General features: G+C 65.5%; 21 protein-coding genes. 11 read left to right on the forward strand and 10 right to left on the reverse strand.

Annotated features, from left to right (window positions below; all coding sequences use genetic code 11):
* Window positions 1–11: 11 nt before the first annotated feature.
* Window positions 12–587 carry a CHAP domain-containing protein gene (locus ASE90_RS04010; protein WP_055996217.1) on the reverse strand — a complete coding sequence of 192 codons (576 nt, stop codon included), beginning with the start codon at window positions 585–587 and terminating at the stop codon, window positions 12–14.
* A 347-nt stretch (window positions 588–934) separates the two neighbouring features.
* Between ASE90_RS04010 and ASE90_RS04015 the strand changes: the two genes are divergently transcribed.
* Window positions 935–1,486: a hypothetical protein gene (locus tag ASE90_RS04015; RefSeq protein ID WP_055997247.1), complete on the forward strand. Its 552-nt coding sequence runs from the start codon at window positions 935–937 to the stop codon at window positions 1,484–1,486.
* A gap of 13 nt (window positions 1,487–1,499) precedes the next feature.
* On the opposite strand, the gene ASE90_RS04020 is transcribed toward ASE90_RS04015, so the two are convergent.
* The 4 genes from ASE90_RS04020 to ASE90_RS04035 are packed head-to-tail and all read right to left on the reverse strand — an operon-like array spanning window position 1,500 to window position 5,545.
* Window positions 1,500–2,237, reverse strand: coding sequence for an extensin family protein (locus ASE90_RS04020; protein WP_055996220.1), 738 nt, complete (start codon window positions 2,235–2,237; stop codon window positions 1,500–1,502).
* Window positions 2,234–2,947: an NUDIX hydrolase gene (locus tag ASE90_RS04025; RefSeq protein ID WP_055996223.1), complete on the reverse strand. Its 714-nt coding sequence runs from the start codon at window positions 2,945–2,947 to the stop codon at window positions 2,234–2,236. The genes ASE90_RS04020 and ASE90_RS04025 overlap by 4 nt, the downstream gene beginning before the upstream one ends.
* A gap of 37 nt (window positions 2,948–2,984) precedes the next feature.
* On the reverse strand, window positions 2,985–4,199 hold the full coding sequence (locus tag ASE90_RS04030) for a S1 family peptidase (RefSeq protein WP_235531639.1): 1,215 nt from the start codon (window positions 4,197–4,199) through the stop codon (window positions 2,985–2,987).
* 5 nt (window positions 4,200–4,204) lie between these two features.
* Window positions 4,205–5,545, reverse strand: coding sequence for an MFS transporter (locus tag ASE90_RS04035; RefSeq protein ID WP_055996226.1), 1,341 nt, complete (start codon window positions 5,543–5,545; stop codon window positions 4,205–4,207).
* 132 nt (window positions 5,546–5,677) lie between these two features.
* On the opposite strand from ASE90_RS04035, the gene cyoA reads away from it, so the two are divergent.
* The 9 genes from cyoA (at window position 5,678) to ASE90_RS04080 (ending at window position 14,395) form a co-directional block, all read left to right on the forward strand.
* Window positions 5,678–6,838: a ubiquinol oxidase subunit II gene (gene cyoA, locus ASE90_RS04040; RefSeq protein ID WP_200910770.1), complete on the forward strand. Its 1,161-nt coding sequence runs from the start codon at window positions 5,678–5,680 to the stop codon at window positions 6,836–6,838.
* An 8-nt stretch (window positions 6,839–6,846) separates the two neighbouring features.
* Entirely contained in the window at window positions 6,847–8,847 is a 2,001-nt protein-coding gene (gene cyoB / locus ASE90_RS04045) for a cytochrome o ubiquinol oxidase subunit I (RefSeq protein ID WP_055996228.1), read from the forward strand.
* Window positions 8,848–8,852: 5 nt separating this feature from the next.
* Window positions 8,853–9,482 (forward strand): cytochrome o ubiquinol oxidase subunit III, encoded by a 630-nt coding sequence (gene cyoC / locus ASE90_RS04050; RefSeq protein ID WP_055996231.1) that lies wholly within the window; start codon window positions 8,853–8,855, stop codon window positions 9,480–9,482.
* The gene (gene cyoD / locus ASE90_RS04055; protein ID WP_055996234.1) at window positions 9,482–9,865 is read left to right on the forward strand and encodes a cytochrome o ubiquinol oxidase subunit IV; all 384 of its coding nucleotides are present in this window, start codon (window positions 9,482–9,484) and stop codon (window positions 9,863–9,865) included. The genes cyoC and cyoD overlap by 1 nt, the downstream gene beginning before the upstream one ends.
* 14 nt (window positions 9,866–9,879) lie before the next feature.
* Window positions 9,880–10,560, forward strand: a complete 681-nt coding sequence (locus ASE90_RS04060; RefSeq protein WP_156361402.1) for an SURF1 family protein — start codon at window positions 9,880–9,882, stop codon at window positions 10,558–10,560.
* Window position 10,561: 1 nt separating this feature from the next.
* Entirely contained in the window at window positions 10,562–11,866 is a 1,305-nt protein-coding gene (locus ASE90_RS04065) for an ATP-binding protein (protein WP_321163767.1), read from the forward strand.
* The gene (locus tag ASE90_RS04070) at window positions 11,863–12,393 is read left to right on the forward strand and encodes a response regulator transcription factor (protein ID WP_055996241.1); all 531 of its coding nucleotides are present in this window, start codon (window positions 11,863–11,865) and stop codon (window positions 12,391–12,393) included. The genes ASE90_RS04065 and ASE90_RS04070 overlap by 4 nt, the downstream gene beginning before the upstream one ends.
* Window positions 12,394–12,510: 117 nt before the next feature.
* The gene (locus ASE90_RS04075; protein ID WP_082438706.1) at window positions 12,511–14,010 is read left to right on the forward strand and encodes a L,D-transpeptidase family protein; all 1,500 of its coding nucleotides are present in this window, start codon (window positions 12,511–12,513) and stop codon (window positions 14,008–14,010) included.
* 10 nt (window positions 14,011–14,020) lie between these two features.
* On the forward strand, window positions 14,021–14,395 hold the full coding sequence (locus ASE90_RS04080; protein ID WP_200910771.1) for a hypothetical protein: 375 nt from the start codon (window positions 14,021–14,023) through the stop codon (window positions 14,393–14,395).
* A 359-nt stretch (window positions 14,396–14,754) separates the two neighbouring features.
* Here ASE90_RS04080 and ASE90_RS20255 read toward each other — a convergent pair whose 3' ends face one another.
* From ASE90_RS20255 to ASE90_RS04105, 5 genes are all read right to left on the reverse strand, one after another.
* Window positions 14,755–14,916: a hypothetical protein gene (locus tag ASE90_RS20255; RefSeq protein WP_200910772.1), complete on the reverse strand. Its 162-nt coding sequence runs from the start codon at window positions 14,914–14,916 to the stop codon at window positions 14,755–14,757.
* A 162-nt stretch (window positions 14,917–15,078) separates the two neighbouring features.
* Entirely contained in the window at window positions 15,079–15,342 is a 264-nt protein-coding gene (locus ASE90_RS04090) for a hypothetical protein (RefSeq protein ID WP_055996250.1), read from the reverse strand.
* Window positions 15,343–15,408: 66 nt separating this feature from the next.
* Window positions 15,409–16,923 carry an efflux transporter outer membrane subunit gene (locus tag ASE90_RS04095; protein WP_235531640.1) on the reverse strand — a complete coding sequence of 505 codons (1,515 nt, stop codon included), beginning with the start codon at window positions 16,921–16,923 and terminating at the stop codon, window positions 15,409–15,411.
* Window positions 16,924–16,925: 2 nt separating this feature from the next.
* Window positions 16,926–20,132, reverse strand: a complete 3,207-nt coding sequence (locus tag ASE90_RS04100) for an efflux RND transporter permease subunit (protein WP_055996257.1) — start codon at window positions 20,130–20,132, stop codon at window positions 16,926–16,928.
* Between the two features lie 6 nt (window positions 20,133–20,138).
* Window positions 20,139–21,341, reverse strand: a complete 1,203-nt coding sequence (locus tag ASE90_RS04105; RefSeq protein ID WP_082449382.1) for an efflux RND transporter periplasmic adaptor subunit — start codon at window positions 21,339–21,341, stop codon at window positions 20,139–20,141.
* A gap of 106 nt (window positions 21,342–21,447) precedes the next feature.
* Here ASE90_RS04105 and ASE90_RS04110 point away from each other — a divergent pair, with 106 nt between their 5' ends.
* On the forward strand, window positions 21,448–22,119 hold the full coding sequence (locus ASE90_RS04110) for a TetR/AcrR family transcriptional regulator (RefSeq protein ID WP_162235042.1): 672 nt from the start codon (window positions 21,448–21,450) through the stop codon (window positions 22,117–22,119).
* Window positions 22,120–22,153 lie beyond the last annotated feature (34 nt).

Genomic DNA, 22,153 nt, shown 5'->3' on the forward strand with positions numbered 1-22,153 from the left:
GGTGGAAGCCATCAGTCGTTGAGCGCGACGACCTGCCGGGCGTGCTGCGGCTGGATGCTCGCTCCACCGGTCGGGGCCGGCGGATCGACCTTGGCGATTTCCATCGGCGCCGCGAATTCGGCGGGGACAGGTGCGTGGCCGGCATAGATGAAGCCATTGGCAGGATAGGCAGAGGTGCCGAGCCCGCCGAGTGGACCGAACCATACCTTCACTTCGCTCCAGTCGCCCGCTGCCGACACATCGATCGCGCGGACGTCGCGTTCGATGCCGCCGCGCTGCGACCAGTTGGCGTGGGTGAGCAACACTTCGCGGTCGCTGACGACCTTCGACACCATGGCGACATGACCTAAGCGCATCTTCGACGTTGCTGCGAACGACAGTACCGCGCCTTCCTTCGGCGCATGGCCGCGTTCGTACTTGCCGGCCGCCTGACCCCACCACGTATGGGCGTTGCCGAAGATTTCGACGCCGGAGATTTCGCGGGCATAGGGGGCGCATTGCCAGAACCGGGCCTGCGCCGGGGCTACCATCGCCAGGGCGCACGAAGCCACCAGCGCAAAACGCGCTGCCAAAGCACCAAAATTCATCTGATCCCCACGGCCCAACGAATGTCGTGAGCGGCATGAAGCAGGGTTTGATGGCCACGGAAACCCCATGGCCCGCCGATCGGGAACCAATTCGGACGAAGCGTGTTGCGGCGGCGATGACTGGCAGATGAACCGATCCGGCCGCCACTTTCCTGCTCCGCCCTTTACCATTTCAACGCTTCGTCGGGTTCGCGCCGATGCGACGAACCGCATGACAAGGATGTTGCAATGCAGCACCCGGCATGATCGGATGTGTCGTCGACCGGGTTGCGACATGTTCGTTCAGTAAGCTGTTAACCGTTTCCGCGTAACATCCGGTCGTTGGCTATTTGGGCGGGGAGTTGATGATGGCGATTGCACGCAGACCAGCCGAAGGGGCGATGACGCTGGCCGAAATGAAGGAATTCGCGACGTTTTCGTCGGCGACGCAGCGGTACATCCGTCGCTCGCTCGACATCGGTCTCGACCGGGACGACGCGATGCGGCGCTGGTCGCGCGACGTCGTGGAAGCCGCCAGCATCCGCGCCCAGGCCCGCATCTACGACCGCCTTCCCGATATCCGTGCCTGCATCCCCGAAGACAGCGGCCTCGATGCGACCGAGCCGTTCATGACGCCACTGCTCATGGTTACCGCCTTCGATCTGGGTCAGGGACGGCTGACGACGTTCGGCGCCTATCGCTTCCTGTACGAACGGCTGGTCGGTGCCGAGGCGCGGCCGTGGCTGCCCGCCGCCTTCTGCGCATCGGCGGCGCTGCCGCATCTGCATCCCGAACTACGGCGCAAGCTGTTGCAGTCGCTCAGCGAAGCGGCAGCGACCGCATCGGGCTGGTCGCTGCGGCCGCCCGCATTCTATCCGGCATGGGTCGAAAAGGTCGAAGCCGGCGCGCCGATGCATTGATCGACCGGCGGGTTCAGCGGCACGCGCCGCCGAACCCGCGTGCCGCCTGATCGAAGTGGAAATGGTCGCGATGGGCGGCGTTGTAATCGGGGGACAACGCCGTCGAAAACACGCCGCACGCCCCGTCGCGAACCTCGCGCAGGAACGCCGCCTTCGCCGCGTCGTCGCGCCCCTCCCCCGCCGTCCAGTCGCCGACGACACTGATCCGGCGACCATCGCCCAGCACGAAGGCGGCGATATCCAGCGCATTCGCCGTCGCATGCTCGCTGAACGCGCCGGTGTCGCGGCCATAGAGCCGCCGGCAATTATAGCTGCCGAAATTCTGGATCCGGGCGACCGGCGATCCGAAATGCTTCCGGGCGGCCGGCTGTACGACCTGCCATTCCCATAGCGCCATGGCGGTCGCCACCCGGCACGAGACACCGACATCGGGCGTGATGGCGATGGTGCGCGATCCGCCGCCGCGCATCCGCACGGCGTCGTCATAGCCACATTGTGCCGATCCCTCACGCGGCGGCAGTACGGTATAGCGGACCCCCGCCGCATCGAGCAGCGCCCGACAGCCGGCAAAGTCGCCGCGCAGTTCCCCGATCTTGCCGCGCGTGAACATGCCGATCGGCTGCGACAGGTCGAGCGGCGTCCATGGCACGTCCTGCGGCCGGCTGCGCGCAAAGGCGTATAGGGCGAAGGCGATCGCGGCGAGGATCGCGAACCACACCAGCGCACGGATGCCTGCCGACAGCGCCTTCACCCCCGCACCGCGCGCGATGCCCGTTCGGCGGTAACCGGATAGCCGAGATCGTCGGGAATGCAGATCCAGTCACCATCGGTACGGGTTTCGACCCATGGCATGATGGTCCGCACCGACCAGCGCGCCGCCGATGCGAAGGCCGCATCGACATCGCCATGTTCGGCCAGCCGCTCCAGCACCCGCCGCGTCGGAAACAACAGGGTCGCCTCTCCCCTGTCCGCCGCCGCCAGGGCAGCCGCCGCCGTCGTCCACAGCACGCGGCTATTCTCGGTCGCATCGACGCGCGCGTCCGGGGCATGGTCCGGCAAGCGCGCCAGAAAGAAATGCGTGTCGAACACCCGAACCGGTACGTGCGTCGGCCGCCACCGCGCATAGGGCACCAGCAGGGTCGGATCGACCGGCCCCAGGTCGGCAATCGCGGCACCCCTCGCCAACGCGACCCGCATCGACTCGACATCGCCGACGATACCGATCGCGATCCCTGCCTCCTCGATCGTTTCGCGGATCGCGGCCAGTCGCGGTGCCAGATCGCCATCCCCCATCGCCAGTGCCAACGCATGGTCGCCGGCGTCGATCCGGCCACCCGGAAACACCAGTGCCCCGCCGGCAAACGCCATCGTCGCCGCACGTTCGACCATCAGGATATCGGGCGGGCCATTGAATCGGTCGCGAAGGACGATCAGCGTGGCGGCGGGAATGGCAGCGGTCATCCACCCCGACGTGGGGAGCGGCGGACACGATGTGAAGTCAGTTCGGCGGCACGATCGGCGGCCCAACCAGCAACCGCCAGCCCTCGGGCAGATAGTCGAGCGACATATAATAATAGAACACGCACGACCGGTCGGGCCGATAGCTCGCGCCCTTCAACAGCCCGATCGCGATGCCGCCCAGAAACACTGGCCCCCCGCTGTCGCCACCACGACATCCCGACCCGGCAACGGCGACCCAGGTCGGCAGGCACGGCCCACCGCACAGATCGCCCGATGGCGCGAAATCGACCATCATCACCTCGGCACAGCTATAGCCGCTATTCTCGCCCCGGTGGCACACGATATCGCCGACCCGCGTGGCGGCACGACTGCGCTGTCCCTCGACCGTCCGGATCTGCGTCCGGGCCGCGTCGGCAAAGAACAGCGGGCGGGCCGCCTGCGGCGTCGCGTTGACCTGTACGTCGTGAAAGCCCCAGCCCCATTGTCCGACGAACGTCGTCGGCGTGACCGATCGGTCGGGGCCGATATGGTCGAGTTGATTGGGGCAATGCGCGGCGGTGACGATGCCGGTCTGTGCGCCATCGGTGACGACGAAGCCGGTCGTGCAATAATAGCGGCGACCGGTGACCGGGTCCGGCCCGATCAGCCGCGAGCCACCAATGACTTCCCCGGTAAGGTCGAGGTCGGGCCGCCCGGTCGTCGCGATCCGAATCGGCACGCCGGTCAGGTCGGCGATCCGACGCCGCAATGCTGTGACATCGCCGGCAGCATCGGCTGTACCGATCTGGACCAGCAGCGCTCCCTGTCGGGCATCGACGCCGATCGCCGGCGGGCGCGTCAGCATCGCACGGATCGCCGCCTGATGCCGGTTGAGGGCGTCGAGCAGTTCTACCCGGGTCGATTTCGCCCCGATCCGAAAGCGGACCGGAACGACCAGATCGCCCGCCCGGACCTCGCCATCCGCGACCGGTCGATTGCCGGTCAGCAGCACCGATACCGCGCCATCCGGCTCGATCGCGACGCCGGTGAGCCGATCGCGATAGCGGCCTTCGATCCAGTCGGTCGCGGCGATGCTGGCGACCTGCTTGCGCAGCAGGATCAGTGCGGCCGCCGGGTCGATGCCACGAAGACGCGCGACCTCGGCGGCATCCTGCGCCAACGCCGCCTCGCCCGAAACGATCGTGGCGGCATCCTGCGCCGCGACGGGATATCCCGCCACCATCGCAAGCGCCGCCACCATCCAGCGCAGCATGGCGGTCAGTCGAGCCTGCGCGCCAGTTCCTTGTTCAGCGCCAGCGCCGCCAGCGTACCCACCGCACCCGACAACAGGTACAGGCCCGACGCGATCAGCCCCAGCTTGTCGGCCAGCGCCAGCGCGACCAGCGGCGCGAAACCGGCACCGAACAGCCATGCAAGGTCCGAGGTCAGCGCCGCGCCGGTGTAGCGCGAATCTTTGGCGAAGTTCGCCGCGACCGTGCCCGACGACTGGCCGAACGACAGACCCAGCAGGATGAAGCCGGTGATCATGAACGCGATTTCGCCGGCATCGCCACCGTTCAGCAGCAACGGTGCAAGTCCGGAGAACAGCGCGATCGCGACCGCGCCGATGCCCAGCAGCGTCCGGCGACCGATATGGTCGGCCAGCACGCCGGAAATGATGATCGCGAAGATGAAGAAGACGGCGCAGGCGGTCTCGATCCACAGGAAGCGCGCGATCTCCTGTTCGGTGAACAGCAGGATCCACGACAGCGGAAACACGGTGACCATGTGGAACAGCGCAAAGCTGGCCAACGGCACCAGCGCGCCGATCACGATCGTCTTCCATTCGCGCGCCACCGTCGGCAGCACCGGCGACGCCTTCAATTCGCGATTCTCGAATAGCGCGGTATATTCCGGCGTAACGACGATGCGCAGCCGGGCGAACAGCGCGACGACGTTCAGCGCGAACGCGACGAAGAACGGATAGCGCCAGCCCCAGCTGATGAAATCCTCGGCGCTCATATAGGCGGTGAAGAACGCGAACAGCGCGCTGGCGACCATCAGGCCGAGCGGCGCGCCCAGCTGCGGGATCATCGCATACCAGCCGCGCCGGTCCTGCGGCACGTTGAGCGCGAGGAGCGACGCAAGGCCGTCCCATGCCCCGCCGAGCGCGATACCCTGCAGGATGCGCAGTGCCGACAGCAGGATCGCCGACCACACGCCGACCGCGGCATAGCCGGGCAGGAAGCCCATCGCCACGGTCGCGGTGCCGAGCAGGAACAGCGCCATGGTCAGCTTCGTGCCGCGACCATGCCGGCGGTCGACCCACATGAACAACAGCGTACCGAACGGACGGGCGAAAAACGCCAGCGGGAACAGCGCGAACGAATACAGCGTGCCGGTCAGCCGATCGACGAACGGAAAGACCAGCTGCGGGAACACGATGACCGATGCGATCGCATACACGAAGAAGTCGAAAAATTCCGACGTACGCCCGATGATGACGCCGATCGCGATCTCTTCGGACTGGACGCTGATCTGCGCCTCGCCGTTCGGGGACGCGTTGACGGCCCGGGCATCGGCCTCGATTTCTTGGGAATGGACGAAGGCCTCGGCCATAGGGACTCCAAACGTTGCGCGGACGAAGGCGCGGTAAGACTGACTGCTCGCCCGTTATCGCAATGCACCAAACGCGGGGATAGGACAAAATGTCCTATCGCAGTGCAGCATCGCTCGGCATAGGTCGCCCCCATGATCCTGCCCCGCTCGATTCCGTGGCATCGGCCACTGCGCTCGCTCCTGCCCCTCGCGGCCCTGCCGCTGGTCGGCGGCTGCAACATGGTCGTGCTCAATCCCGCCGGCGACGTCGCGCGACAGCAAGCCGACGTCCTGATGATATCGGTCGGGCTGATGCTGCTGATCATCATTCCGGTGATGGCATTGACCGTCTGGTTCGCGTGGAAATATCGCGCGACCAACGAAAAGGCGACGTACAAACCCGATTGGGACCATTCGACCGGTCTGGAGCTGATTATCTGGTCGGGGCCGCTGCTGATCGTCATCGCGCTCGGCGCACTGACGTGGATCAGCACCCACCTGCTCGATCCGTATCGGCCGATTGGCCAGATTTCGGCCGGCAAGCCGGTACCGGAAGATCAGCAGCCACTGGAGATCCAGGTCGTCTCGCTCGACTGGAAGTGGCTGTTTATCTATCCCGAACAGGGCATTGCGACCGTCAACCGGCTGGTCCTGCCGGTCGACCGACAGGTCCGGTTCCGCCTGTCGTCGTCATCGGTGATGAACACCTTCTACGTGCCTGCGATGGCCGGCATGATCTACACCATGCCCGGCATGGAAACGAAGCTGCACGCGGTGATGAACAAGGCGGGGACCTATGACGGCATGTCGGCGCATTATAGCGGTGCCGGCTTCTCCTATATGAACTTCAAAACCACCAGCACCGACCAGGCCGGCTTCGATCGTTTCGTCGCAGGCGTGAAGGCGATGCCCAACCGCCTCGACACCGGCCGCTATCTGGTATTGGAACGACCGAGCGAGAAGGTCGCGCCGATGGGCTTTGGCGGCGTTGAACAGGGCCTGTTCACCCGCATCGTCCAGATGTGCGTGAAGCCCGGCACGCCGTGCATGACCGAAAGCATGCAGCATGGCGGTCACGACGGCGCGCTGGGCGGCCCGACCAACAATCGTCTGCCGCCGCAGGGCGAGGACACCAAGGGCGCCCTCGAAAAAGCCCCGTCCGACTATGGCGTCAGCCCGCACAGCAGCGGCGACGCGCCCGAAGGATCGAAGGCCGCGCCCGGCAGCAACAAGCCGGGCAGCGCCAACAACCGTAACATGACCCGCATCGCACCGCTGGCGATCCCGGGCCGCCGCGCTTCGGCGCAAGGCTGAGAAACATCATGTCCGATACCCTTACCAAGCTGATCTTCGGTCGCCTGACGATCGAAAGCTTCCCGATCCACGAACCGATCATCGTCATGACCTTCGCGGCGGTCGCCATCGGCGGCGCGGCGGTGCTCGGCGCGCTGACCTATTTCAAGCTGTGGGGCTATCTCTGGAAAGAGTGGTTCACGACGGTCGATCACAAGCGGATCGGGATCATGTACATGATCCTCGGCATCGTCATGCTGCTGCGAGGTTTCGCCGACGCGATCATGATGCGCAGCCAGCAGGCGATCGCCTTCGGCCAGAACGAAGGGTTTCTGAACGCCCATCACTATGACCAGGTGTTCACCGCGCACGGCGTCATCATGATCTTCTTCGTGGCGATGCCGCTGGTGACGGGTCTGATGAACTACATCGTCCCGCTCCAGATCGGCGCGCGCGACGTGTCGTTCCCGTTCCTGAACAATTTCAGCTTCTGGATGACCGCCTCAGGTGTCGTGATCGTCATGGCCAGCCTGTTCGTCGGCGAATTCGCCCGCACCGGCTGGCTGGCGTTCGCGCCGCTGTCGGGCCTCGATTACTCGCCGGACGTCGGCGTCGACTATTATATCTGGGCGCTCCAGTTGGCGGGCGTCGGGACCTTGTTGTCGGGCGTCAACCTGATCGCGACCATCGTCAAGATGCGCGCGCCGGGCATGGGCTTGATGAAGATGCCGATCTTTACCTGGTCGGCGCTGGTCACCAACATCCTGATCGTCGCGGCCTTCCCGGTGCTGACCGCCGTGCTCGCGCTGCTGTCGCTCGACCGCTATGTCGGCACCAACTTTTTCACCAACACGTTGGGCGGCAACCCGATGATGTACGTGAACATGATCTGGATCTGGGGCCACCCGGAAGTCTACATCCTGATCCTGCCGGCGTTCGGCGTGTTCTCGGAAATCGTGTCGACCTTCTCTGGCAAGCGGCTGTTCGGCTATACGTCGATGGTCTACGCGCTGCTGGTCATCACCATCCTGTCGTATCTCGTGTGGTTGCACCACTTCTTCACCATGGGGTCGGGGGCGAGCGTCAACTCGTTCTTCGGCATCACCACGATGATCATCTCGATCCCGACGGGCGCGAAGATCTTCAACTGGCTGTTCACCATGTATCGCGGTCGTATCCGCTACGAACTGCCGATGCTGTGGGCGATCGCCTTCATGCTGACCTTCACCATCGGTGGCATGACCGGCGTGTTGCTCGCGGTGCCGCCCGCCGACTTCGTACTGCACAACTCGCTGTTCCTCGTCGCTCACTTCCACAACGTCATCATCGGCGGCGTGGTGTTCGGGATGTTCGCGGGCATCAACTACTGGTTCCCCAAGGCGTTCGGCTTCAAGCTCGACAAGAAATGGGGTCTGGTCAGCTTCTGGTGCTGGTTCGTCGGCTTCTGGGTCGCCTTCACCCCGCTCTATGTGCTGGGCCTGATGGGTATCACCCGCCGCCTGCGCCACTTCGACGATCCGAGCCTGCAGATCTGGTTCGTCATCGCCGCCGTGGGTGCCGCGATCATCGCGGTTGGCATCGCCGCCTTCCTGATCCAGATCGCCGTCAGCATCATGAACCGCGAAAAGCTGCGCGACTTCACCGGCGATCCTTGGAACGGACGCAGCCTCGAATGGGCGACCTCGTCGCCGCCACCGGACTATAACTTCGCGTTCACGCCGGTCGTCCACGACATGGACGCATGGTACGACATGAAGAGCCACAAATATGCCCGGCCGACCGACGGCTTCCAGCCGATCCACATGCCGAGCAACACCTGGGCCGGCATCGTGCTGGCGGGCCTGTCGACGGTCTTCGGTCTGGCGATGGTCTGGTACATCTGGTGGCTGGCGGCACTGTCGTTCGTCGCGGTGATCGGCGTCGCCATCTTCCACACCTTCAACTACAAGCGCGACTTCCACATTCCGGTCGAGGAAGTCATCGAGACGGAGCGCCGGCGTACCGCCGACCTCCAGGCCGCGGGGGCGTAAGGAATATGGGTTCGTCGGTTCAAGTCCCCGCAGGCGCGTCCGAACGCGCCTTCCATCTGGCGGAGGAGCATGAGCATGAAGCCGGGTCGAGCACGATGCTCGGCTTCTGGCTCTACCTGATGAGCGATTGTCTCATCTTCGCCATGCTCTTCGCCTCCTATGGCGTCTATTCGGGCAGCACCGCGGGTGGCCCGGACGCCAAGGAGCTGTTCGACCTGCCGCTCGTCGCGCTCAACACCGCGATGCTGCTGTTCTCGTCGATCACCTATGGCTTCGCGATGATCGCCGCCGAAGAGGGCAAGAAGGCAGCGACGCTGCGCTGGCTTGCCATCACCGGCGTGTTCGGACTGTGCTTCCTCGGCATCGAACTCTACGAGTTCAGCCACTTGATCCACGAAGGCGCCGGTCCGCAGCGCAGCGCGTTCCTGTCCAGCTTCTTCACGCTGGTCGGCACGCACGGCCTGCACGTCACCTTCGGCATCGTCTGGCTGGTGACGCTGATGGTGCAGGTCGCCAAGTTCGGGCTGGGGGCCGCCAATATGCGCCGCCTGATGTGCCTGTCGCTGTTCTGGCACTTCCTCGACGTCGTCTGGATCGGCGTCTTCACCTTCGTCTATCTGCTGGGAGTGCTGTAATGGCCGGCCACGCTCATCACGACGCGCATGGTCATGGCGGCCATGGCGATGCGCCCGCCCACGGCTCGCGCCGCGAATATATCACCGGTTTCCTGCTGTCGGTGGTGCTGACTGCGATCCCGTTCGCGCTTGTCATGACCAACGCCTTCGCCGATACCCGAATCACCGCCGGCATCGTCATGATCAGTGCGATCGTGCAGATCGTCGTGCACATGATCTATTTCCTGCACATGAACACGAAGTCGGAGAATGGCTGGACGCTGATGGCGCTGATCTTCACCGCCATCCTCGTCGTCATCGTGCTGTCGGGGTCGTTGTGGGTGATGTACCACATGAACCTGAACATGATGCCGCAGATGTCCGGGGAAATGAGCGGGATGTGACCCGAGCGGGGGGCATGCGGCGCATCCTGATCGGAATCCTGATCGGATGCGTCATCGCCGGCCTCCTCGCGCTGGGGGTGTGGCAGTTGCAGCGTCGGACGTGGAAACTGGACCTGATCCAGCGGACCGAGACGATGCTGCGCTCCCCCCCCATCCCCACCCCGCCGCCATCGGCATGGGGCACGATCGGCACCGACGACGTTTACCGGCCGGTCACCGTTACCGGTCGCTATCGCGCCAAGGCAGACACCTATACGCAGGCTGCGACCGCCCTCGGCAGTGGCTTCTGGGTTCTCACCCCGCTCGATACCGGGCGCTTCACCGTTCTGATCAACCGCGGCTTTGTGCCGCCAGATCAGCGCGGCAAGGTTTCGCCACCCGCGGGCACCGTCACCGTCACGGGATTGTTGCGCGTCACCGAACCGGGCGGCGGCTTCCTGCGCAGCAACGATCCCGCCACCGACCGATGGCATTCGCGCGACGTCGCCGCGATCGCGACCAGACGCGGCCTGTCCGGCGTCGCTCCCTATTTCATCGATGCCGCCGCGACACCGGGCGCGCCTTGGCCGCGCGGCGGCCTGACGGTGGTCAATTTCCGCAACAGCCATCTGGTATATGCGCTGACCTGGTTCGGTCTCGCCGCACTGCTGGCGGGCATGACGTGGTTTGTCGCGCGGCCGAACAAACGGGCGTAACATGCGCCCGATGCAGCCCGCCGCCGCCCCGACTCCCTATGTGCCGCCCGCCGAGGGTGTCGGACGCAACATGCTGCTGCTGGTTCAGCTGCGCTGGCTGGCGGTCGGTGGGCAGTTGGCGACGATCCTCGTTGTCGACGGGTTGCTGGGCATCCATCTGCCGCTGGTGCCGATGGCGGGCGTCCTCGCGGCGCTGGTGCTGCTCAACCTGCTGACCCTCGCACGCCGGTCGCGGTGGAGCGACACGAACCTGCCGCTGTTCGCCGCACTGCTGTTGGATGTCGCCGCGCTGACCGCACAACTCTATCTGTCGGGCGGGGCACGCAACCCGTTCGTGTCGCTCTACCTGTTGCAGGTGGTCATCGGCGCGATCCTGCTCAACGTCTGGTCGAGTTGGGCACTGGTCGCGATCACCAGCGTCGCCTTTGCGCTGATGGGACCGTTCCACCGTCCGCTGCAACTTCCGCCGACCTATGCGAGCAGTCTGTCCGATGCGTTCCTGCTCGGCAACTGGATCAATTTCGTGCTGGCGGCGACGCTGCTGGTCGCGTTCGTGACGCGGATCGCCGCCAATCTGCGCAACCGCGATACCAAGGTCGCGCAACTCCACCAGCGTGCGGTCGAGGAGGAGCATATCGTCCGCATGGGCCTGCTGGCGAGTGGCGCGGCCCATGAGCTGGGCACGCCGCTATCGTCGATCTCGGTGCTGCTGGGCGACTGGAAGAACGAACCGGCGGTGCGCCGCGACCCGCGTTTCGCTGCCGAGGTCGACGACATGCGATCCGAAGTCGCGCGCTGCAAGGAGATCGTGTCGGGCATCCTGTTCGCGGCGGGTGAGGTGAAGGGCGAGGCCCCGACCCGAACCACGCTCCGCACCTTCCTGACCGCCACGCTCGACCGCTGGCGCGGCACCGATCCCGCCCGCGCTGCGTTCGACGACCGACTGGGACCAGACGTGCCGATCGTTGCCGATCGTGCGCTGGCACAGGCGCTGACCAACCTGCTCGACAATGCGGTCGAGGCCGGCGGCCGCAATATCGCGCTGGTCGCGCTGCGCGACGGCGCGATGCTCCGGCTGACGGTGCGCGACGACGGCAACGGCTTCGCCGACCGTATTCTTTCCAGCCTCGGCAAGCCCTATAATACCAGCAAGGATCGGCAGGGGGCCGGCCTTGGCCTCTATCTCGCGACCAACGTGCTGCGGCCGCTCGGCGGAACGATCGAGGCGGTGAACCGTGATAGCGGCGGTGCGGAGACAACGCTGATCCTGCCGATCGAGTCGCTGGCGCTGGAGAAGACGAAATGACCGACCGTCGCCTGCTGATCGTCGAGGACGATGCGACGTTTGCCCGCACGCTGTGTCGCTCGTTCGAACGGCGCGGCTATGCGGTGGAGGTGATCGGCGGCCCCGACCGGCTGGACGATGTCGCGCGCGGCTTCGAACCCGAATATGCGGTCGTCGATCTGCGGCTGGGCGGCGCATCGGGCCTAGCCTGCGTCTCCGCGCTGTCGGCGATCGACTCGACCATGCGGATCGTCGTGCTGACCGGATTTGCCAGCATCGCGACGGCGGTCGAGGCGATCAAGCTGGGGGCCACCAACTATCTGACCAAGCCCGCGAATACCGACGAAATCGAGGCGGCCTTCGCCAAGGTCGACGGCAATCCCGAAGCCGACCTGACCGCCGCGCCGACCTCGATCAAGACGCTGGAATGGGAACATATCCACCAGACGCTGGCCGATACCGGCTTCAATATCTCCGAAGCGGCGCGCCGGCTGGGCATGCATCGCCGGACGCTTGCCCGGAAACTGGACAAACGGCATCTTTCCTGACCCATGGGGGTTCGAAACCGTTCCCCGCTTGTGGTAACAGGTCGCCAGGGGGCAACGGTTCATCGTGCGGAAGGTTGGGATCCGTATAGGACGACCACCGTACCAACAGAGTCTGGGATGAAAGCGATTACCGATCACCGCCTATGTTTCGCCCGTGCGCTGCGGCGTGCCCTGTTCGCCGGCGCGGGCCTGACGCTCGCGAACGTCGCTTCGGCGCAGGTCCTGCCGCCGCCGGTCGTGCCGACCGTCCCGATGGCCGCGCCGATGGTGCAACCGATTCTTGCGCCCTTGCCGCTGCCGACACTGACCGCCGCGCAGGAGAGCGAGCTTGCCCGGCTGCTCGCGCGCGATGCGGTGGCACAGGGGCTGAAGGACCGCGAGCCGCTGCTGGGTGCGCTGAGCGGACCGGCGCTGGTGCAGGCGGCGCTCGACCATGCCCATGCGGTCCGCGCCGGTCGGCTCGACACCGCCGATTTCCAGAAGGACTGGGCGATGCGCCCGCAATCCTATGACCCGCTGCCCGCGTTTCGCGATGCGGTGGCGAAGGACCGGCTGGCGGCGTGGGTCGCGTCGCTGCCGCCGCCCTATGCCGGATATGACACGCTGGTCGCGGGCCTTGCGCGCTATCGCAAGATCGCCGCGAATGGCGGCTGGCCGATCGTTGCCGCCGGTTCCGACCTGCGCATGGGCGGACGTGGTCCGCAGGTCGCGGCGCTGCGCAAGCGGTTGGCAGTCGAGGATTCCGAATTGTCGGCCAGCGGCGACAGCTTCGATCCGGCGCTGCTCGACGCCGTCCGCCGGGCGCAACGCCGCTATGGCCTGAACCCTGCCGGACAGGTTGGCGCACAGACCATCGCTTCGCTGAACGTCCCCGTCGGGGAGCGGATCAAGCAGATCAAGGCAAATATGGAACGGTGGCGCTGGCTGCCGACCGAGCTGGAAAAGAACCGCATTCAGGTCAACATCGCCGCGGCGGTGCTGACGGTGTTCGACGGCGATCAGCCGGTGACGTCGATGAAGGCGGTGACCGGGCGACCGGGCGACGAGACGCCGATGCTGACCTCGACGATCCATTCGATCGTGCTCAATCCGCCATGGAACGTGCCATCGTCGATCGCCGACAAGGAATTGTGGCCGAAGGAACGCGCCAATCCCGGCTATCTGAAGCGCAACGGGTTCCGCGTCATCGAAACCGAAGGCGGCGGGCGTCGCCTGCAACAGGCGTCGGAGCGGAGCGCGCTGGGCCGGTTCAAGTTCGATTTCGACAATCCGTTCGCGGTGTATCTGCACGACACGCCGGCCCAGTCGGGCTTCGCCAATTTCGACCGGCTGGCCAGCCATGGCTGCGTCCGGCTGGAAAAGCCTGAGGATCTGGCGCGGCTGTTGTTGCGGACCACCCCCGACTGGTCGGCCGGGCAGATCGACACGACGCTGGCGTCGGGCAAGACGGTACGCGCGCGCGTTGCCGACCCCGTAAAGGTCTATCTGCTGTATTGGACCGCGTTCGCGACGCCCAACGGCACGATGAGCTTCCGCGAGGATCCGTATAAATGGGACGGCGTGCTGGCGAACAAGATCGCCGCCCGCGCCGAAGCCAGCCAGTTGGCGGCACGATAAGGGGATGGCGATGAAGAGCGGATGGCGTGCGATGCTGCTGGCGGGCAGCGGCCTGTTGCTGACGGCCGGGCTGGCAGCCTGTTCGAACGACAATGTCGACGAGGCACCGATCGAAAACAGCGCGTTCGATGAGGAAGCGCCACCGCCGACGCCTCTGCCCGAGGAAAATTACGAAGCCGCGCCGCCGGTGATGGAGAATCTGAGCGCGGTCGCACCGGCTGAGGAACTCCCCCCACCCCCGCCGATCGAGCCCGATCAGCAGGTGCTCGACGACGCATCGGCGACGGGCATGACGTCACGCTCAACGCGCGGCGAGGAAAAGGCGACGGACGACGCCGCGGATGCCCCGGTCGACGATGCGATGTCGAACCAGCAAGGTCAGTGAAGTTTTGGTATCGGCCATGCCCATGGCCGATACCGGGATTGCGGCGTCGGAATGGAGGCGGTGGAACGCGAGACTTTCGTAAAAGTCACTCGCTCGGGAGCCTGCCGCGCCTCGTTCCGGGCACTTCGACGCCACCCGCCTCGTTCCTGACGCTGCTCCCAATTTGCGGCAGGCACCGCGTGTTCGGAATGGCTACGGTGTTTGCAGCATGGTTCGTGCGCGATCGCAGACCGAGCAACCTTCACCAAGCGGTCAAAGCGGACTACATATCAGGCGGTGCCCACGCTTCAGGGCGGACCGCGTCGCCGCCGCCCAGTCCACTGCAACCGTCGGCCAACAACACGACCATCAACGACCGTTCAGGCCGCCTGCGCAGCGACCTCCACGACCGCAGCAGCATCGGCATAGGCTTTGTCGAGGTAGAGGTTGGCGAGTTCGTAATGCGCATGCACAACCTGCTCATGGTCGGCCTGCTGCGCCAATTCCAACTGCTGTTCCGCACGGCGTACAAAGTAGGACATTTCGTCCGGTCCGATCAAAGACACGACAACCTCTCAAGGGCGTTTGCCGCCCGCTTATTACACTCGCCCGGTGCAACCGGACCTCGCTAAAACGCTTGGCGGCTACGAGGGATGCCTGTCGCTGCAAATTCTGACGTAGTGATTACAATGGCATCCGCCGGATCACATCCGGCGATGCTTTCCGCCATAGCGCCCGCCGATATACGCGCCCAGCCGATTCATCTCGCTCGCAGCCGCAACCACCGCGTCGGACTGACACGGCAGCGGGTCGCGGTCGTGCTCGGCCGCGCGACTCGCGACCTTGGCCGCCAGTTCCTCGATATCGGCGCGCGACAGCAGGTTCTTCTCGCGCAGCAGGCAGAGCAGGCTTTGCAGGATCACCATGCTCTTTTCGCCGGCAGCATAGCCCGGTTCGATCGGATTCATCGTTCCTCTCCTTTATGTTATGCCGGAGAGCATATGCCGATCGGGCGATGATGCAAGCGGGCGAGCCTAGTTCAGCCCACCGCCCAGTGTCCGATACAGGGTCACCAGATTGGTCGCCCGGGCAAGGCGCGTCTGCACCAGCGTCTGCCGCGCGGCATAGCTGGTCCGCTGCGCATCGAGCGTGTTGAGGAACGAATCGATTCCTGCCCGATAACGCGCATCGGACAGGCGCTCGGCGGTCGCCGCCGCCCGTGCCCGCGCGGTCTGGGCCGACAATTGCTCGCCGATCGTGCCGCGCGTCGCCAACGCATCCGCAACCTCGCGAAACGCGGTCTGGAGCGTTCCTTCATAGGTGGCGACCGCCGCCAGCTGCTGGCCCCGCGCAACCTCGACATTGCCGCGCCGCTGCCCGCCATCGAACAACGGCAGCGAGGCGGCCGGCGAGATCGAGAAGTTCTGTGTTCCCGCACCGAACAGCCCGCCCAGCGCGGTGCTGATCGTGCCCAGCGTCGCCGTCAGCGAGATGGTCGGAAACAGCGCCGCACGCGCCGCGCCGATATTGGCGTTGGCCGCATAGAGGCGCCGTTCGGCCTGCAACACATCGGGTCGCCGCAACAACACCGCCGACGACACGCCGGTCGGCAGATCGGTCAGCACCGGATCGCGGTCGCCCAGTTCGGTCGGCAGCTGTTCGAGGGGGATGGTCGTGCCGGCGAGCAGGTTGATCGCGTTCTGGTCCTGCGCGATCTGTGCGGTCAGCGCCGCGATGTCGTTGCGCGCCTGCTGGTACGTGGTTTCGGCCTGCTGCACCTCCAGTTCGGAGATGACGCCGACGCGAAACTGCGCACGCGTCAGTTCGAGCGTCCGCCCGAAACTGTTCAGCGTTTCGCGCGACAGCCGCAACTGATCCTGATCGGCCGCCATCGTCAGCCAAGCCGTCGCCACTTCGCCGACCAGCGCAATGCGCGCCGCCCGCTGTGCTTCCTCGGTCGCGAAATATTCCTGCAGCGCGGCCTGACTCAGGTTGCGGACCCGGCCGAACAGGTCGAGTTCGAACGCCGAAAAGCCGACCGACGCCTGATAGATTTCGAGGTTGCTCGTCTGCGCCGGCACGCCGCCGACGCCGGCACCAGTACCGCCGCCGCCGGTTCCACCCGTACCGCCGGTCCCGGTCCCGGTTCCGCCGGTGGCACCCCCTGCCCCGCCCAACGCGCCGAACGGATTGTTGGTATAGGTGACGCCGCCATTGACGCCGGTCGCCGGCACCTGACTGGCGCGGGTCACGCGATATTGCGCACGGGCGACCAGTACGTTGGCGGCCGTGACGCGATAATCGCGGTTATTGTCGAGCGCGGTGGCGATCACCGCCTGCAACCGCGGATCGGTGAAGAAATCGCGATAGGCGATCGCGGTCACGTCCGCCTGTTCGGCCCCCAGCGGCGGATACGCCCCGCCCTGCGGCAGGGTCAGCGGGATCGCCCCCTCCGGCCGGACATTGCCCGGCGCGAAGTTGCATCCCGCCAGCGCAGTGGTGGCGGCAAGGAGGATCAGGCTACGCAGCGTCATCACATGGTTGCTCATGGTCATGCCCCCTGCGGCGCAGGTTCGCCGCCATCGGAGGACCGGTTGCCGCCATCGGGTTCGACGTCCCGGTTGGCGGACGGGGTGCCCTTGTCACCGCCATGGCCGAACAGGCGCAGGACGACGACGAAGAACATCGGCACGAAGAAGATGGCGAGGATCGTCGCCGACAACATGCCGCCGACCACCGCGCGGCCGATCGCATTCTGTCCGCCGGCACCAGCACCGGTCGACAGCGCCAGCGGCAGCACGCCGAAGACGAAGGCGAGCGAGGTCATCAGGATCGGCCGCAGGCGCAGCCGTGCCGCCTCCGCCGCCGCGTCGATCGGGTTCATGCCGTCGGCCATCCGCTCTTCGGCGAATTCGACGATCAGGATCGCGTTCTTCGCCGACACGCCGATCGTGGTGATGAGACCCACCTGCAGGTAGATGTCGTTATTCAGCCCCGTCAGCCACGCCGCCAGCAGCGCACCGAGAATGCCCAGCGGCACCACCAGCAGGACCGAGATCGGCACCGACCAGCTTTCGTACAACGCGGCAAGGCACAGGAACACGATGAGCAGCGACAACCCGTACAGCGCCGGCGCCTGTCCCCCGGACAGCCGTTCCTCGAACGACAGGCCGGTCCATTCGAGCGCGGTGCCCGGCGGCAGCTTGGCATGGATTTCCTCCATCGCCTCCATCGCCGCACCGGTGCTCAGGCCAGGCCCCGGCGAACCCTGCAGCTGCATCGCCGACTGCCCGTTATAGCGGGTCAGCTGTACCGGCGCATTGGCCCATTCGAGCGTCGAGAAGGCGGTGAACGGCACCATCTGTCCGGTCGCATTGCGCACGTACAGGTCGCCGATATCCTCCGGACTTAAGCGATAGGGCGTATCGGCCTGGATATAGACGCGCTTCACGCGACCACGGTCGATGAAGTCGTTGATATAGCCGCCGCCCCATGCGGTCGCGATCGTCGAGTTGACGTCGGCAAGGTCGAGACCCAGCGCGCGCGCCTTGTCCTCGTCGATATTGACCTTCAGCTGCGGCGCATCGTCGAGGCTGAGCGGACGCACCTGTGCCAAGCGGCCATCCTGCGCGGCCATGCCGAGCATCATGTTGCGCGCCTGCAGCAGCCGGTCGTGGCCGATGCCGCCGGTATCGACCAGCTGCACGTCGAACCCGGTGGCGTTGCCCAGTTCCTGTACCGCCGGCGGAACCAGTGCGAAGATCAGCCCGTCCTTATACCCGGCAAAGGTGCCCATGGCGCGACCGACGATCGACTGCGCCTTGTTCTCAGCCCCGCTGCGCTCGTCCCACGGCTTCAGGTTGACGAATACCAGACCGGCATTCTGTCCCTGCCCCGCGAAGCTGAAGCCATTGATCGTGAAGACACCTGCGACGTTGGCGCTTTCCTGCTTCAGGAAATGATCGCGCACGAGATTCAGGCCCTTTTCGGTACGACCGCTGGTCGAACCCGCCGGACCCTGCACCAGCGCCAGCACCGTGCCCTGATCCTCGTCGGGCAGGAAGCCCGAGGGCAGGCGCGTGAACACGAACACCATGCCGCCGACAATCAGCAGATAGACCAGCATCGAGCGTTTCCAGTTGCGCGTGGTGCGCCGGACGCCGCCTTCATATTTGTTCTGCCCGCGTTCGAACCGGTCGTTGAACCAGCGGAAGAAACGCGCCAGCAGGCCATTGCCCTGTTCGTGCTGGTGCGGATCATGCGGCTTCAGGATCGTCGCGCACAAGGCGGGTGTCAGGATCAGCGCGACCACCACCGACAGCACCATCGCCGATACGATCGTGATCGAGAACTGGCGATAAATGACGCCGGTCGACCCGCCGAAGAACGCCATCGGCAGGAACACCGCCGACAGGACCAGGCCGATACCGACCAGCGCACCGGTGATCTCGTCCATCGACTTGCGCGCGGCTTCCCGCGGGGACAGCCCCTCGGTCTGGATCAGGCGTTCCACGTTCTCCACGACGACGATCGCGTCATCGACCAGCAGGCCGATCGCCAGCACCATGCCGAACAGCGTCAGCGTGTTGATGGTGAAGCCCGCGACCGCCATCACCCCGAAGGTGCCGAGCAGCACCACCGGCACCGCGATGGTCGGGATGATCGTCGCCCGCCAGTTCTGCAGGAACAGGAACATCACGAGGAAGACGAGCACCACCGCCTCGATCAGCGTGTGGATGACCTGTTCGACCGACAGGCGGACGAACGGCGTCGTATCATATGGATAGATGACCTTGACGTCGCTCGGCAGCGTCCGGCCGATTTCCTGCGCGCGCGCCTTGACCAGCTCGACCGTGTCGAGTGCGTTGGCACCCGCCGCCAGCCGGACGCCGAAGCCCGATGCCGGCTTGCCGTTATACTGCACGTCGAAGCCGTAATTCTCGGCCCCGATCTCGACCCGCGCGACGTCGCCCAGCCGGACGACCGCGCCGGTGGCATTGGTCTTCAGACGGATATTGGCGAATTGTTCGGGGGTTTGCAGGCGCGACTGGACGCTGACCGTGGCGTTCAGCATCTGCTCCTTGGGCGCCGGCAACGCGCCGATCTGCCCGGCGGAAACCTGCGCGTTCTGTGCCTGCACCGCCGCCGTGACATCGCCGATCGTCAACTGATAGCTGTTCAGCTTCAGCGGATCGACCCAGATGCGCATCGCATATTGCGCGCCGAACACCTGCAACTCGCCGACGCCGGATACGCGGCTGATCGGGTCCTGAAACTGCGAGACGACCATGTCGGACAGGTCGTTGTTGCTGTGCGATCCGTCGGTCGACACGAGGCCGACGACCACCAGGAAGCTGGCGGCGGACTTGGTGACCTGAATCCCCTGCCGCTGGACCTCCTGCGGCAGAAGCGGGGTCGCCGCCTGCAGCTTGTTCTGGACCTGCACCTGCGCGATGTCGGGATCGGTGCCCTGTTCGAAGGTCAGCGTGATCGACACCGTCCCCGCCGAGGAGGACGAGGACGAGAAATAGCGCAGATTGTCGATGCCCTTGAGCTGCTGCTCGATGATCTGGGTCGTCGTCCGTTCGAGTGTTTCCGCATCGGCACCCGGATAGGTGGCGGTGATCGCGACCGCGGGCGGCGCGATTTCGGGGAACTGCGCGATCGGCAGACTGCGGATCGCGATCGCGCCGGCCAGCATCATGACGACGGCGATAACCCATGCGAAGATGGGTCGGTCGATGAAATAACGGGACATCAGCGGTTACTTCGCCTGTGCCTGCGGACCGCCCGCAGCACCGGGGGCAGCGCCCTGCGGTGCCGCGCCGGCGGTCTGCGGAGTCCATGGATAGCCCTTGACCGGGGTGCCGGGCTGCAACATCTGCGCGCCTTCGACGACCACCTTGTCGCCGGGCTGCAATCCGCCGGTCACCAGCCATGCATCGCCGATGGTACGGTCGGTGGTCAGCGGACGCGGGGCGAGCTTGCCGTCGGCGCCGATGACCAGCACCGTCGCGCTGCCCTTGGGATCGCGGGTAACCGCCCGCTGCGGCACCAGTATCCCGTTCGCCTTGGTCCCCTGCGCCAGTTCGGCGCGGACATACATGCCCGGCAGCAGCAGACCGCGCGGATTGGCGAAGACCGCCCGGATCGCCTGCGTCCCCGTGGCCGGGTCGACGGTCACGTCGGTGAACTTCAGCGTCCCCTCAATCGGATAGGTGCTGCCATCCTCCAGCTTCAGCCGGACCCGCGCTGCCCCGCTCCCGCGCGACAGGTCGCCGTCCATGATCTGCTGGCGCAGCTTCAACAGGTCGGCGCTCGACTGCTGGATATCGACATAAATCGGGTCGAGCCGCTGGATCGTGGTCAGCGCCTCGGTCTGCGCCGCCGACACCAGCGCGCCGGTGGTGGACACCGACCGGCCGATCCGGCCCGAAATCGGCGCGGTGATCGTGGTGCGCGACAGGTCGATCTGCGCCTGGCGCAACGCGGCCTGCTGCGCGGCGATGTCCGCCTGCGCCTGCTGCGCGCCGGTCACCGCATTCTCATATTCCTGCCGGCTGATCGCGTTGATCTTGACCAGTTCGCCATAGCGCCGGGCCAGATTGCGGGTGGAGGCGATCGATGCCTGCGCCCGCGACAATGCGGCCCGTGCGCTCGCCACCGCTGCCTGATAGGGCGCCGGGTCGATGCGATAGAGCGGCTGACCCTGTCGGACGGTGTCGCCCTCCTGGAACAGGCGGGCGAGAATCAGGCCGTTGACCTGTGGCCGGACCTCCGACGTCTCATACGCCGCCGTGCGACCGGGCAGCTGGGTGGTCAGCGTCACCGGCTGTGCCTGAACGGTCACGAAGCCGACCTGTGGCGGGCCTTGTGGTGCGCCCTTTTGCGGTTGCGACTCGCCGCCCCCCCCGCCACAGGCAGAAAGAATGAGCGCCAGTGCCAGTGGGGCCATGCGATTTTTCATGAACGTCCTCGACGGATGTGCTAAACGTGAGTGATCGATCACTCACACATTGGCTGCGCGTACGCCGCCCGGCGGAAACTGGCAAGGGCTTACAGGTGAATCTGACGTGAATTTGTTGCAGTGCGGGGTCGCATGTCGGGCGAGCAAAGCCACGGCCCGACGCGAAAAACTGGTGACAGTGGCGCGGACGCTGTTCGCCGAACATGGCTTTCACGGCACCGGAGTCGCGCAGATCGCGGCGGTTTCCGGGATCAAGGTCGGGCAGATCTATCGGGATTTTGCCGACAAGGAAGCGATCGTTGCCGCGATCGTCGAGGGCGACCTCGCGACCTTTCTGCACGAGGCGGAAATCGAGCAGGCGGTCGAAAGCGGCGACGTCGCTGCGATCCGTCAATGGCTCCACATGTTTTTGCAGTGCGGCAGGGATATCGAGTCGGGACAACTCATGCCCGAAATCATCGCGGAGGCCGCCCGCAACGACCGCATCAAAACGATCGCGCACGATATCAACCGCAGGGTGAAGCAGGCGCTGTTGCGGTCGCTGACCGGACTGGCCCCCCGGCCGGAGCAGGCCGAGTCGCGCGCCGAACTCGCCGAGATGATCATGACCGTCGGTGCGGGGATAATGCATCGCCGTATCGCGGACCCCGATTTCGATGACGCCACGGCATATCGTCGCCTGACGACACTGGTCGAGCGCTGGGTTGACCAATTGTTGGACAGTAGGACGTACCCGAGTCTCCAAAAGAACCATTGCGGATTTGTTGCAGTGGACTAAACCGGTTCGGCGCACTCCCTTGCGCTGCCGTCGC

This window comes from Sphingomonas sp. Leaf67, assembly GCF_001421965.1.
Taxonomy (GTDB): domain Bacteria; phylum Pseudomonadota; class Alphaproteobacteria; order Sphingomonadales; family Sphingomonadaceae; genus Sphingomonas.